Here is a 13,690-nt window from a genome sequence, read left to right as displayed (position 1 = left end):
CGGCACCAAAGCAAAAAAATCAGCAACGGTTTGCGCCGTTGCTGATGGGGCCAGGGGTCTAACGGCGTGGCTCTACAGCGGACGACCGATGCCGTTGCAGACGTTGGGGTTGCCGATGCTTAGTGCGTTGGTAGCGGTGAGAAAGCTGCTACGGACAGTCGTCTTCCAGGTAGCAGGTAATGGCACAAAGCGATTGGCCGTGATTACGGAGTCATTGTTGTTAATAGCCAATGCGCCGTAGTGACGGGTGATGAAGCTTCTCACTTGCGTGCTCTGGGTGGGGTCGGCATAGCACTGACTGAGAATCAGATTGGTGAAACCCAGGATTGGGTAGCCGGTGGTTGGAAAAGCCACAACGCTTGGATCGTTAGGGTTGGTGGTTGCGGCGAACACTGGCACCCAAGCACGCGGGTTGGAACGGTTGGCGGTGGCAGGTACTGGAACAGCAGCGATGGCGTTCGAAACGTTGGCTGGCGTTGGGGAAACACCGGCAATCCGGGCCACTTTTGTGGCGTCATCCAGCCCCGCCAACGTCGGCGCCGCGTAGGCAGGGCTCATGTAGGTGATACGACCTTGAGCCTGATTCACCGCATTCATGATGTCTTGACTGCGATTAGCTGAGATAGCATTAGCGGGCAGTCCTCCGCTGAAGCTGGATGCGAAGTTTGTGGTGATCGCAAAGGTGCCCCAAGGCTCATTAGCGCACTTGGCATTCAGGAAGCGGGTAAACAACTCAGTAGTACCACTGGAACCTTGAGGGTAAACAACGGTAATCGCGCCAGTTCGGCCTGCGCCGTTGATCTGGCTCCAATCAGTAAGACGGCCGGAGAATATGCCGCACAGTTGAACGACACTCAGATTGACATTTGCAGTGCCTACTTTATTGAACGGAATGGCAATCGACGTAGCTGCCGACGGTATCTGAATCAAAGGACCCCAAGTCGCACCGTGGCCGGCAACATAATTATTCAGTTCAGCATGGGTGAGTTTCGACTCGCTGGCCGCCCAGTGCACATTCTTGCTGGTGTCTCCAGGCACGAATTTACTGTAATCGTTGTTCAGAAAAGCAGCTTTTCCCGCACCGCTCCCCACACCGATGTAAGGAGCAAAACCGGCGGTCAACACGCCGGGCGTTTGGTAAAGCGGCTGAGGCAAAGTAGCGCCCCCGCCATTGACATCTGCCAGTGCAAACGGCGCACATATAGCGCTACACAACAATGCAACGGTCTTGGGAAATTGGTTGAACATGACAAGACTCCTGTCTTGGAATGCTGCCCCTGGCCCGAGTAACCCGAGCTGTAAGCGCAGCTAAAGGGTGTGAAACGATCACCGTTAACTACAAAGAAATCAGCAACGGCTTGCGCCGTTGCTGATTGGCATTGCGTGTCGCTCAGGCGTGGTGTTACAGCGGACGGCCTTTGCCGTTGCAGACGTTCGGGTAGCCGATGCTTTGAGCGCTGGTAGTGGTCAGGAAGCTGCCGCGAATGGCGTTTTTCCAGGCCGTTGGCAGCGGCACGAAGCGGTTGGCGGTGATAGCCGCGTCGTTGTTGTTGGCAGCGACTGCGCCATAGTGACGGGTGAAGAAATCACGCACCTGAGTGCTCTGAGCGGCGTTGACGTAGCACTGGCTGAAGATCACGTTGGTGAAGCCCAGGATCGGATAGCCGCTGGTTGGGTAGAGGCGCAAGCTAGGGTCAGCCGGGATTGTTTCATCGATCACTTTTTGAGAAGTGAAAACAGGCACCCAAGCGTTCGGTTTTGACCGGTCGGTAGCAGCAGGAACCGAAACGGCATTGATAGCTGCCGACACGTTGGCTGGTGCTGGGGAAAGACCGCCAACACGAGCGACCTTGGTGGCGTCGTCCAGACCGGCCAGAGTAGTAGCGGCGTAATCGGGGCTCATGTAGGTGATACGACCCTGGGCAGCGTTCAGCGCAGTCATCACGTTCGCGCTGCCGGAGGCGGAAACGGCACCGGCTGGCAGGCCACCGCTGTAACTGGAGGCGAAGGTGGTGGTGACAGCGAAGGTGCCGGTTTCAGCGCACTTGGCGTTCAGGAAGCGGGTAAACAACTCGGTAGTGCCGCTGCTTTCAGCGCGGTATACCACGACGATTGGACCGGTACGGCCGGAACCGGTGATCTGGTCCCAGGTAGCCAGACGACCGGAGAACACGCCGCACAGCTGGTTAACGCTCAGGTCAACGTTGGCAGTACCGGTCTTGTTGAAAGGGATGGCAACCGAAGTGGCGACCGAAGGCACCTGGATCAATGGACCCCAGGCAGCACCGTGAGCGGTGACGTAGCTGCTCAGCTCAGTGGCGTTGAGTTTGGAGTCGCTTCCAGCCCAGTGCACGTTCTTCGGTGGGTTGCTAGTGTCACCCGGCTTGATCTTGGTGTAGTCGTTGTTCAGGAAAGCCAGTTTGCCGTTACCGCTGCCCACACCGAGGTAAGGGGCAAAACCGGCAGTCAGTACACCAGCAGTCTGGTACAGCGGCTGAGGCAAGGTAGCACCACCGCCGTTGACATCAGCCATGGCGGCCTGAGCTGCGCAGAGGCCGGCGAGGGTCAGGGATACCGCGAGAACGTTGCGCTTAAACATGAAGAGTCTCCTTTCGTCGTGTTCGTACGTTGGGTGAGTTGCTCGTGCATGACGCCATGGCGCTCAAGTCCTGTGCCCGGAACCGCGTGGGTCGAACGGCGTATGGGGTGAGGCCATGGGTCAGAAGTTCGCAGCTTCCAGTGACAGATAAAGGAAAAAACCTCGGGAGGTGCGGGGCGATTTTTCAGCGAGTTCTCGGGTGTTCGCGGGGGCTTTTCGCGGTGTTTGGCGCGAGACTTTCGTCGGTTTGGCCGAAGGTCGGCTGGAGGGCTTGATGGGTCGTTGCACATGACAGAACGACGAACCCGAGGATGATAGGATTGGGGCTCGGGTGAGGCTTGGATCAGTGGAGAATAATTCAAGTAATTGTTGTCAGGGAGTCAGTCTTCGCGAGCAAGCCCGCTCCCACATTTGATCTTCGGTGTGACTGGGAGCGGCGATCTGACGATGCCTTCACTGCACCAACTGATTGATCTCGATGATCGGCAACAACACCGCCATGACGATCACCAGCACCACCCCGCCCATGACCACAATCATCAACGGTTCCAGCAACGCGGTCATGCCCATGGCCCGGCGTTCGATGTCGCGGGACAGGGTTTGCGCGGCGCGTTCGAGCATCGGCGGCAACGAGCCGGTTTTCTCGCCGCTGGCGATCAGGTGGATCAGCACCGGCGGGAAGACCTTCTCGACCCGCAGCGCGGCGGCCAGGTTAACGCCCTCGCGAACCTTGGCCGTGGCGTCGCTGACGCTCTGGCTCAAGCGGTCGTTGGACAAGGTCTGGCGCGCCGCTTCCAGCGCCCGCAACAACGGCACCCCGGCGCCACCGAGAATCGCCAGGGTCGAGGCAAAACGTGCGGTGTTCAGCCCCAGCACGAATCGCCCGATCAACGGCAAACGCAGGATTCGACTGTGCCAGTTCAAACGTGCCGCCGGGTTGCGCAAGTACAGGCGCCAGCCCCAGAAACCGCCCGCCATCAGACTGAAACACAACCAACCCCAGCCGCGAATGAAGTCACTGGCATTGAGCATCGCCAGGGTCAGCCCCGGCAGATCCTGTCGCGCCTGGGAAAACGCGCTGACCACCTGCGGCACCACGTAGCTGAGCAGAAAGATCACGATGGCGATCGACACCAGCCCCACCACACCGGGATAGATAAACGCGGTGAGAATCTTGCCCCGCAGGTTGTTGCGCTCTTCGATGTAATCGGCCAGCCGCTCCATGACCTGGGCCAGATCACCGGACTCCTCGCCCGCCGCGATCAACGCCCGATAGATCTCCGGAAAATCCCGTGGCCGGGCCGCCAACGCTTCAGCCAGGCGCATGCCGCCACGCACATCGGCACGCACCGCGCTCAAGGTCTGGGCGATGTGCTTGCGTTCGGCTTGTTCCACCGTCGCGCTCAACGCGGCTTCCAGCGGCAGGCTTGCACCCAGCAGGCTCGCCAGTTGCCGGGTGGCCCAGGCCAGGTCGTTGTCCGAGAGTTTGGCGCTGAATAATCCGCCGCCACCGCCCGCCGGCGTGTTGCTCTCGATCTGCACCAACAACGCGGTCAGCCCACGGCTGCGCAATACGCCGAACGCCGCGCTCTGGCTGTCGGCCTCCAGATGGCCGGCCTCGATCTTGCCGTTGGCGTCGGCAGCTTCAAAACGGTAGCGGTTCATCAGGCGTCCCGTGTAACGCGGAGGATTTCTTCCGGCGCGGTGGCACCGCTGCGAACCCAGCGCTCGCCGTCTTCACGCATGCTGAACATCCCGGCTTCGCGGGCGGCGGCTCTCAAGGCCTGCTCGCCGGCGCCCTGATGGATCAGCGTGCGAATGTCATCGTCGATGCAGAACAATTCATGAATGCCAGTGCGACCGCTGTAGCCAGTGTGGTTGCACGCGGCACAACCGACCGGGCGCCAGGTGCCGGGGGCGGCCGGGTCTTCCTGTTTGCAGTGCTGACACAGCCGTCGCACCAGGCGTTGCGCGAGTACTCCGAGCATCGATGAAGCCAGCAGAAACGGTTCCACGCCCATGTCGATCAACCGGTTGACCGCTGACACCGCGTCGTTGGTGTGCAGCGTCGCCAGCACCAGGTGCCCGGTGAGTGAGGCCTGCACGGCGATTTGTGCGGTTTCGAGGTCGCGGATTTCGCCGATCATGATGATGTCCGGGTCTTGCCGCAGGATCGCCCGCAACGCCAGGGCGAAGGTCATGTCGATCTTGGCGTTGACCTGAATCTGGCTGATGCCCGGCAAGTCGTATTCCACCGGATCCTCAACCGTGAGGATGTTGCTGGTGCTGGCGTCCAGCCGTGCCAGCGCAGCATAGAGGCTGGTGGTTTTGCCGCTACCGGTGGGGCCGGTGACCAGCACGATGCCGTGGGGTTGGCGGATCAGGTTGTCGAGTTTCACCAGCACCTGTGGGTCCATGCCCAGGGTTTCCAGTTGCAGGCGCCCGGCCTGTTTGTCCAGCAGGCGCATCACTACTCGTTCGCCGTGGCCGGTGGGCACCGTGGAAACGCGAATGTCGATCGGCCGCCCGGCCACGCGCAAGGCAATGCGGCCGTCCTGGGGCAGGCGTTTTTCGGCGATGTCGAGTTGCGCCATGATCTTGATCCGCGACACCAATGCGCCGTGCAGCGCCTTGCGCGGCGACACCACATCCCGCAGCGTGCCGTCGACCCGATAGCGCACCACCGAATGGCTTTCATAGGGCTCGATGTGAATGTCGCTGGCCTCGTCCCGCGCCGCTTGCGTGAGCAAGGCGTTGATCATGCGGATCACTGGGGCGCCGTCCTGAGTATCCAGCAGGTCGGTGATTTCCGGGATGTCCTGCATCAGGCGATCGAGGTCTACTTCGTTTTCCGCCGCGCCGACTACCGCGGCCGCGCTACCGGTGTCGGCATAAGCGCTAGCAAGCAAGCCGTCGAGTTCCTCATCGCGCACCCGCTCCAGCCGCGCCGGGCCGAACTGGCGCCGCACCTCACTGATCGACCAGCCCGGCGTCGACGGGCACACCGTCAACACCGCGCCCTCCTCACCGGTGCGCAACAGAATGCGTTGGGCCTTGGCCCAGGCGTAGGGCAAAGCACTCATGACAACCCCCTGACCTGCAACACACCGAAGATCCCCTGTGGGAGCGGGCTTGCTCGCGAAGGCGTTAGCACATTCGGCATTGTGGTGACTGACATACCGCTTTCGCGAGCAAGCCCGCTCCCACAGGGGGATGGTGTGCTGGTCACTGGCGCAGACTCCCTTCAATTGGCACCGCGCGAATGGTCGCTCGTGGCTGCGCATTCGAAACCGGCACACCCTGAGCCGCCGTCGGCAGTTGCGGCGCCTGCATGTCCGGCATGGCCCAGCTGCGTTCCGGTTGCATCCCGCCCTGGGCGCGGCGCATGAAGTCGTAGCGGTTGAGGGTAATCGCGCGCCCGGCGCCGCTGTCGCGAATGATGTAGGGGCGCAGGAACACCATCAGGTTGGTCTTGGTGATCGCCCGGCGCTCATTGCGAAACAGCGCACCGATCCCGGGAATGCTCGACAGCCATGGCACCGCGTCGTTGCTTTGGCTGTAGCCGTCCTGCAACAAACCACCGAGCACCATGATCTGCCCGTCATCGAGCAGGATACTGGTGTCGATCGCACGTTTGTTGGTAACGATCCCGGCGGCGGTCGCGCTGTTGGACGCGCGCTCGTCGACGCTGCTGACTTCCTGATAGATGTCGAGCTTGACCGTGCCGCCTTCGGAAATCTGTGGCCGCACATTGAGCTTTAATCCGACCTCTTCACGGGTCACGGTCTGGAACGGGTTGTTGCTGGTGCCGCCACCGCCGGTGACGTAGCTGCCGCTGACGAAAGGAATGGTCTGGCCGACAAAAATACTCGCCGCTTCGTTGTCCAGGGTCAGCAGGTTCGGCGTCGACAGCACGTTGGTCCCGCCCTTGCTCTTCAAGGCACGGGCGAGCACTTTCAGGTCGAGGATCTTGCCGATGCCGGGAAGGTCCACCGTGCCATTGACGTAGCCGAGGTTCAGACCCTGGGGCAACACGTCAATGCTGGTCTTGCCGTTGGTATTGATCCCCGAGCCGCCGAGGTTGGCGCCACCGATCACGCCGTTGCCACCCAGATTACCGGTCTGCCATTGCACGCCGAATTCACTGGCATCGTCTTCGCCGACTTCGACGATCAGGCTTTCGATCACCACTTGCGCGCGGCGCTGGTCAAGCATATCGATGACTTCGCGAAGGTTGCGATACACCGGGTCCGGCGCGGAAATCAGCAAGGTGTTGGTGGTGCCGTCGGCCTGAATGGTCACGCCGCCCGCACTGAAAGCGACGTTCTGTTCACTCTGCTGACCGCTGCCGGTCTGGCCACTTGAGCCGCTGGTGCCCTGCCCGTAACCGTTGCCGCCCGTGGTGCTGCTGCCCGATGTAGAGGTTTGCGTACCGGTGCTGCTCTGGCTGCCGCTCTGCCCGTTCTGGCCGCCGCTGGTGTTGCCGCCCATCGCGCTGAGTACCGAACGCGCGCCGTCGCTGCCGCCGCTGTCGCTTTCCCCGGTGAGCAAACCGCGCAGGGCCTGGGCCAGTTTGGCGGCTTGGGCGTTACGCAGATACACCACGTGCAGGTTGCTCGGGTTGCTCTGGGCGTTATCGAGTTTGTAGATCAGGTTGCGTGCCAGCTCGGTGCGTTCCGGGCTGCCGGCACGGATGATGATCGAGTTGGAACGCGGATCGCCAATCACCGAAATCTTCTGCGTCGGGTCGTTGCCCGGCGCCTCCAGCAAGTCCGAGACCATGCCGGCGATGTCCGCAGCGATACCGTTCTGCACCTGCACCACGTCGGTGTCGATGGCGCTTGGGCTGTCGATGCCCTGAATGATCTGCGCCACCCGCGACAGGTTCTCGGCGTAGTCGGTGACGACGATGGTGTTGTTGCCGGGGTAGGCGTTGATCGGGTTGTTCGGCGATACGATCGGGCGCAGCACCGGGATCAGGTTCACCGCGTTTTCGTATTGCAGGCGAAAGGTGCGGGTCAGCATGCCGTTGCCGGCGGGTTTGTCGGCGCTGTAAATCGGCCCGCCGAGCAACTTGGCGTCGGCCTCTGGCACCACTTGGGAAACCCCGCCGACATCGACCACGCTGAAACCCTGCATGCGCAGGGTAGCCAGCAGCATGTCGTAGGCCTGATGCGCCGGCACCTGCCCTTCGGAGACCAGCGTCAGGTTGCCTTTGACCCGTGGATCGACCAGAAACTGGCGACCGGTGGACCGCGACAATGCACGCACCACCGCCGGGATATCGACGTCGACAAAGTTCAGCGTCACCGGTTGATTGCCCAATGGATTGCTCGCTGGCGCGCTACCGGCGGGCGCTGTATTGCTGCGACCGGGGCTGCTGATTTTGTGTTGCACTCCCGGCGGCTGCTTCAACTGCGCCTGGTTTTTTTGCCGATCCGCCAATGCATCGCCGGTACGGTTGGTGTCGGCCAACGGGCGTCCCAATTCGCTGTCCACCAGCAACGGCGGCTGTTGCGTCGTGGTGGCGGTGTTGCTGCACGCACTCAGTGCCAGCAATAAAAACGGCGCGGCCATGCGGCACTGACGCGCATACAGAGAACCTGACCACTTCATGAAGCTTCCTTAGCGCCAAGCGCCTGATCCATGCGAACGGTTCCGGACAGAGTGCCTGCCGTGTCATTGAGCAAAGGTTCGCCTGCGCGCTGCAAACGAACCTCGACCACCTCAAGGGAAAATTGCCGGGGATTGACCAGCAGCCAGCCGACCACGGCATCTGCCGGGGCCTCGTCGAACGTCAAGCGCCAGGCTTGGGGGGTTGCGGTGTCCGGCGCCTGTAATTGGTAATGCCCCGTCAGACCACTGGCGTCGAGGCTCTGGCGCAGTGATTGTTCGAGGCTCTGCGCGGTGGGCGGCCGCGCCACCTCACGCAGCAAGACCTCCAGTGCTTCGGCCTGGGAGCGCAGCTTCGGCGTTTCGGCCTGCCAGTAATCGATCTTTTTCAGCGGCGGTTGAATCAACAACAGCCAGGTCAACAGGCCGGCCAGCACCAGCGCCGTGCCCGCGACCATGCGTTTCTCGCGCAGGGCCAGGCCTTGCCAGAGCACTTGGGTGCGGGCGTTGAAGTGCTGCCAGCGCGCACGGTAAATCCCAAGGGAATATTTACTCATCGTCGGCTCCGCTGGCGGTGTCTGCGTCGCTGGCCGCAGCCTCGGCGGCCGGGCGCAAGGTCCAGCCATTTTCGGTGGCGTTGATCGCAACACCGGCCTGGGTCAGCGCGGTTTGCCATTGCTTGTCGCTGCCGGTTTTGCGCGCATCGCTCAGCAAACTCAGATGCAATTCGCCCTGCTCAAACACCAGCTGTTGCACGCTGCCGGCGATGAAGGGCATGCCGCTGCCGGCTTGCAGCACCAGGCTGGCGAAACGCTGGGTCGGGTCGGTCGCGGCGCCGCTCTGGCGGGCGGCCAATTGCTGACGCGCCTGTTGCAACGGATTGAGGATCACCGGCAGCTCAGGGAAGGCCTGCTTCACCCGCTGATTCATGTGCGTCTTGAGTCGTTGGCCCTGTGTCGCTTCACGGGCCGCGTACAGATTCAACCCCAGGGTCCAGACCGCCACGGCTATCGCACAAAAGGCCATCGCCCGCCCCCAGCCTGATTGGCCGGCACTGCGTTGTTGAATCCCGCCGTGCAAGCCCCAGCCGGGCAAGACCCCAGTCCAGCGTTGTTCGGCGGGTAAATGTGTGATCGTCGCCTCTGGCGGCGCTTCGCCGATCCATTGCACGCTGGCGCCGTTCTCCAGCAACAGATCACTCAACGCCTCATCCACCGCCGGGTGTACGACCGCGTGCTGAAGGCTGTGACGCACCAACAGATGCCCGTCCCGAACACAGGCCACCGGGGCGTCTGCGACGGGTAAACAATAAGCACTCGAGTACACACCGCGCAGGGTCAATCGCGCCATCCGCAGCAACTGACCGAACTGGCTCAGCCATTCGCGGGACAGCCACGCGATGTGTACGCGCCCCTGTTCATCCCGTGGGCTGTGGGCGATGTGCATCTGCTCGCTAGCCCCGAGGATCAGCGCCTGCGCCGCGCACTGCACCGCTGCTGTGGTTTTGCTCGCCGGTAAAATCGGCAGGTCGATGCTCGCCAACAAGCTGTCCTGAGGGTGCAGAAAAAATGCAATCGCCGGGGTTTTTCCGCTCTGGCCCAATTGCAGCAAGGTACTTTGGCCCTCGCGGGTCACCTGCCCCTGACGGTCCAGCCAGGCGAATTCCAGCGGGCTGTCGAGGGTCAAATCAGCCAATGGCGGCAAGGCGATGCGCAGCTGACTCATACGCCCACCCGTGACCAGATAACCTCGGGCAAGCGGTCTTCGCTGCGATGCAACAATGCATCGAGGCTGACCCGGCGCTGATCGCTACGCGCCTTGCCACGCAAGCGAAACCAGTCGCTGGTGATCCCGACTTTGACGGTCGCCAGCTCCAGGTTTGGCATGCGCAGACGGTTGACGAAATCCCCGCGATTGATGAACCACTGGCCGCCGTCACGCTCGGCGAGCAGCGCCTGGGCGCGCTCGATCGACAGCCCCGGCACATAAGCGGCCAGCACCGGTGCGCTGGCGGTGTTGCCGTTGAGCCAGGTATTGGACGGGAGGATGGTGAAATAGGGCGTGATCTTCGCCAGCAGCGCGTCATTCATGCCTTCGACACTGCGCAGATCGTCGAGGCTGCGCAGCATCGGGCGCGTGGGCAATTGGGGCTTGCGCACGGCATTCGGCGAGGTATCGCGGCCGCTGTCAAAGCCGCTCTTGGGCGGTGCTTTGTCCGCCAACTCAGGGTTCAACAGACGTGGGTAAGAGGCGATCACCCGCTGGCTGATGCGTTGGCTCAGGGCTCCATTGACCCCGATCAACTGGCACAGGCGCTGGAAGTTCACCAGTTGCTCCTCGTCGACTCGTTCATTGGCGACCAGGTTGCGCAGGTTGAACTTGCCCTGCTCGTCTTCCAGTCGGCCTTCAAACGGCAAGTCACGACCGTCATAACGAGCCATCACCAACGGCTGCGCCCACGGCTGATCGAGACGCGTCAACGGGTCACGCCGGCGCGCATCCCACAACAGCTGTCGGCTGATCTCGATGCCGCCGTGCAGCACCCAGGCGCCCTGCACTCGCAACTGCTCGGCCTCAAGGCTTCGGGTAAACACCGTTTGCCGGGTGAGCATGCCGCCGGCAATCACCGCAACCACCGCTGCGATCAGCAAGGCACTGATGATCGCCATGCCGCGTTGCTTCGCCACTGCCAGCGAATAGGCTTTCATGACCGCGCTTACAACTGCCAGGAGCCGATATCGGCATTCACGCCCTCGCCGTCAGGCTGGCCGTCGGCACCGAGAGAGAAGATATCGACTTCGCCATTCGCGCCCGGATTCAGATAGTTGTAGGGACGGCCCCACGGGTCATTCGGCAGGCGTTCCAGATACGAGCGCCAGTTGCTGTTCTTGGCGTCCGCCGGGCGTTCGACCAGCACTTTCAAGCCTTGGGTCATGTTCGGATAGGTGCCGTGGTCCAGGCGATACAGCTTCAACGCTTGCATCAAGCCGCCAATGTCCTGTTTGGCGGCCGTGGCCCGCGCCTGGTCCGGACGGTCCAGCACCTTGGGCACCACCATCGCCGCGAGAATCCCGAGAATCACTACCACCACCATGATCTCGATCAGCGTGAAACCTTGCTGCCCCCGAGGCAGGCGGGGCTGCTGATTCAGCAACTTGAAGCGCGCGATATCCATCTCGACATTCCCTGGCTTGATTCGATTCGACGCGCAGTGTTGCAAGAAGATATGTCAGTGATGTTGAATTTCCTCGGGAGCTTTGGTCGTCAAGCCGTCAAGCCCGGACGCTACCGTCAAGCGCTGTCCAGACTGCCCGAGCGCCTGATGCGACGCCCTTCCCGAGAAGCCGGTTTTACCTTGATTGAAGTGCTCGTGGCGCTGGCAATCATCGCCGTCGCGATGTCCGCCGCGGTGCGGGTGGCCGGGTTGATGACCCAGAGCAATGGCCTGTTGCGCGACAAATCCATCGCGCTGCTGGCGGCCCAGAGTCGCTTGGCCGAGCTGCGTCTTGAGGGCCGTTTGCCGCTGGGGGCGAAAACGACCGAGTGCGATCAGGGGCGGTTGCTGTTGCGCTGCGAACAAGCCATTGGCAATGCGCAGAACGGCCGCTTGTTGAGGGTCGATCTGCAAGTGTTCGACCGCAGCCGCGAGGCGCCGCCATTGGCTCGACTCGATACCTTGCTCAGTCGGCCGATGACGCAAAAGTGAGGGCGCCGAGGTTGATGGCGGAACCTGTGGGAGCGGGCTTGCTCGCGAAGACGGCGGCACAGTCNTCCCACATGGATCGCGCTTAGGCTAGGGTTGAGTCAACACGGGCAATAACGGTGAATCTGGCAGTTTATCGAGCACCAACCGGGTTTGTTCCGTACCGCGCTCGATCACCACAGCATCGCCGTCGATGGCCACGACTTTCACCCCTTGGCTCACGCGCTCGCCCACCAGAAAGCTGCGTGGGGGGCCGTCGTTGAGACTGAGGATGGCCACGGCACCCCGGCTGCCCGCCAGCACGCCGCCAACCTTGATATCGACCGGCGCCGGTTGGTTGGAAAACCATTGCAGGGCCGGGTTACTGGAGCGCTCGGCAATCAATTGCGGCGCCGCCTCCGGGGTTCGGGATTCGGCCCGGGTAAGCAGCAACGATGACCAGGTGACGACACCGGCCAGAGTCGCCAGCAAAGCAACAGCCTGCACGCACTGTGCCGGGGAAAACCGATCCGTGAACGACATGGGCTGAGTCTCCTTTTAATCCCTGCCCTGAGCCTACCGCTTAATTCTCACGTTTTTATTTCACACACCCATCATCTTTGCCGTGCAGGATAAAAACCGACGCAAAGGAGCGCGCAGTCGATGAATGGCTTCAAACAACAGGGCTTTACCTTGATCGAGTTAATGGTGGTGTTGGTGATCATCGGCATCGCTAGCGCGGCGATCAGCCTGAGCATCAAACCGGACCCGTTGCATTTGCTGCGCAAGGATGCCGAACGTGTCGCGCAACTGCTCCAGGTGGCTCAGGCCGAAGCCCGGGCCGATGGGCGGCCGATCACTTGGCTGGCCGACGCCAAGGGCTTTCGATTCAGTCGCCGCAATGACCAGGACAAAGGCTTCGATCACTTCAACAACGACCCACAACTGCGCCCCCGCCCTTGGGAAACGCCGGGGCTGGAGGTGCGCGCGGAGCCCAGGCAAAAAGTCGTGCTGAACGCAGAGTGGATCAACCCGCCCTTGCAGTTGAAACTGTCGGACGGGCTCAACAGCATCAGTGTGCAACGCAATGCCGCCGGCCAGGTGAGCATCCAATGAAAGCCCAACAAGGTTTTACCCTGATCGAAGTAATGGTGGCGATCATGCTCATGGCCGTGGTCAGCCTGATTGCCTGGCGCGGTCTGGACAGCGTCACCCGCGCCGACGCTCATTTGCAGGCCAGCACCGAACAGACCGAAGCCCTGCTGCGGGCGCTGAACCAACTGGAGCGCGACGTCGCGATGCGCGCCAGCATCGAGCTGTCCGAGCCGGCCAGGCCCGGGGCAGACGACGAACCGCCCAGCGCCCCGCCCGCGCTGACCGTGCGTAGCACCGACGGCAAAGGCTTTCGTCTGGACATGATCCGCGTCGCACCCAACCAGAATGGCGAATTGCAGCGCGTGCGCTGGTGGCTCAAGGGCGACACGCTCTATCGGGCTCAGGCGCCGTCGCGCAGTCAGTATCCGCTGCCAGCGCCCACCGATGGAGTGGCCGTGCTCAATGACGTCAGCGAAGCCGCGTTGCGGGTGTGGGAGGTGGACAAGGGCTGGAGGAAACTGAGCGGTAACCGACGGGAGAATCCGCTGGGGATCGAGATCAGCCTGACGCGGCAGACGCCTCAGGGGGTTGAGCAATATCGGCAGGTGTTGGGGCCGTTGGAGTGATTCAGAAAGACCGCGTTATCGTTCTTCGCGAGCAAGCCCGCTCCCACATCTATGGTTACCCCCTTTTCTGCAATA

The 13,690-nt window shown here is 62.0% G+C and carries 13 protein-coding genes; 3 read left to right on the top strand and 10 right to left on the bottom strand.

Going from position 1 to position 13,690, the window contains the following annotated elements; genetic code table 11:
* Positions 1-72 precede the first annotated feature (72 nt).
* The 9 genes from IC37_RS26225 to gspG form a co-directional block, all read right to left on the bottom strand.
* Positions 73-1,248, bottom strand: coding sequence for a substrate-binding domain-containing protein (locus IC37_RS26225; protein WP_030131574.1), 1,176 nt, complete (start codon positions 1,246-1,248; stop codon positions 73-75).
* A gap of 154 nt (positions 1,249-1,402) precedes the next feature.
* The gene (locus IC37_RS26220; protein ID WP_030131575.1) at positions 1,403-2,599 is read right to left on the bottom strand and encodes a substrate-binding domain-containing protein; all 1,197 of its coding nucleotides are present in this window, start codon (positions 2,597-2,599) and stop codon (positions 1,403-1,405) included.
* A 453-nt stretch (positions 2,600-3,052) separates the two neighbouring features.
* A complete protein-coding gene (gene gspF, locus IC37_RS26215; RefSeq protein WP_030131576.1) occupies positions 3,053-4,264 on the bottom strand; it encodes a type II secretion system inner membrane protein GspF in 1,212 nt (403 codons plus the stop codon).
* On the bottom strand, positions 4,264-5,682 hold the full coding sequence (gene gspE, locus IC37_RS26210) for a type II secretion system ATPase GspE (protein WP_030131577.1): 1,419 nt from the start codon (positions 5,680-5,682) through the stop codon (positions 4,264-4,266). The genes gspF and gspE overlap by 1 nt, the downstream gene beginning before the upstream one ends.
* A gap of 142 nt (positions 5,683-5,824) precedes the next feature.
* Complete coding sequence (gene gspD, locus IC37_RS26205) at positions 5,825-8,215, bottom strand: type II secretion system secretin GspD (RefSeq protein ID WP_030131578.1); 2,391 nt, start codon at positions 8,213-8,215, stop codon at positions 5,825-5,827.
* Entirely contained in the window at positions 8,212-8,769 is a 558-nt protein-coding gene (gspM, locus tag IC37_RS26200; RefSeq protein ID WP_030131579.1) for a type II secretion system protein GspM, read from the bottom strand. The genes gspD and gspM overlap by 4 nt, the downstream gene beginning before the upstream one ends.
* Complete coding sequence (gspL, locus tag IC37_RS26195) at positions 8,762-9,937, bottom strand: type II secretion system protein GspL (RefSeq protein WP_030131580.1); 1,176 nt, start codon at positions 9,935-9,937, stop codon at positions 8,762-8,764. The genes gspM and gspL overlap by 8 nt, the downstream gene beginning before the upstream one ends.
* Positions 9,934-10,920: a type II secretion system minor pseudopilin GspK gene (gene gspK / locus IC37_RS26190; RefSeq protein WP_030131581.1), complete on the bottom strand. Its 987-nt coding sequence runs from the start codon at positions 10,918-10,920 to the stop codon at positions 9,934-9,936. The genes gspL and gspK overlap by 4 nt, the downstream gene beginning before the upstream one ends.
* A gap of 8 nt (positions 10,921-10,928) precedes the next feature.
* On the bottom strand, positions 10,929-11,387 hold the full coding sequence (gspG, locus tag IC37_RS26185) for a type II secretion system major pseudopilin GspG (protein ID WP_007901208.1): 459 nt from the start codon (positions 11,385-11,387) through the stop codon (positions 10,929-10,931).
* A 147-nt stretch (positions 11,388-11,534) separates the two neighbouring features.
* On the opposite strand from gspG, the gene gspI reads away from it, so the two are divergent.
* Entirely contained in the window at positions 11,535-11,918 is a 384-nt protein-coding gene (gspI, locus tag IC37_RS26180) for a type II secretion system minor pseudopilin GspI (RefSeq protein WP_030131582.1), read from the top strand.
* Between the two features lie 87 nt (positions 11,919-12,005).
* Here the strand turns inward: gspI and IC37_RS26175 are convergent, their stop codons facing one another.
* Entirely contained in the window at positions 12,006-12,437 is a 432-nt protein-coding gene (locus IC37_RS26175; RefSeq protein ID WP_030131583.1) for a type II secretion system protein N, read from the bottom strand.
* 120 nt (positions 12,438-12,557) lie between these two features.
* Between IC37_RS26175 and gspH the strand changes: the two genes are divergently transcribed.
* Positions 12,558-13,010: a type II secretion system minor pseudopilin GspH gene (gene gspH, locus IC37_RS26170; RefSeq protein ID WP_030131584.1), complete on the top strand. Its 453-nt coding sequence runs from the start codon at positions 12,558-12,560 to the stop codon at positions 13,008-13,010.
* On the top strand, positions 13,007-13,615 hold the full coding sequence (locus IC37_RS26165) for a type II secretion system protein J (protein ID WP_030131585.1): 609 nt from the start codon (positions 13,007-13,009) through the stop codon (positions 13,613-13,615). The genes gspH and IC37_RS26165 overlap by 4 nt, the downstream gene beginning before the upstream one ends.
* Positions 13,616-13,690 lie beyond the last annotated feature (75 nt).

Source organism: Pseudomonas sp. QTF5, from assembly GCF_000512695.2.
GTDB lineage: Bacteria > Pseudomonadota > Gammaproteobacteria > Pseudomonadales > Pseudomonadaceae > Aquipseudomonas.
The sequence above is the reverse complement of the archived record's forward strand: the minus strand, read 5'-3'. Positions and strand labels throughout refer to the sequence as shown.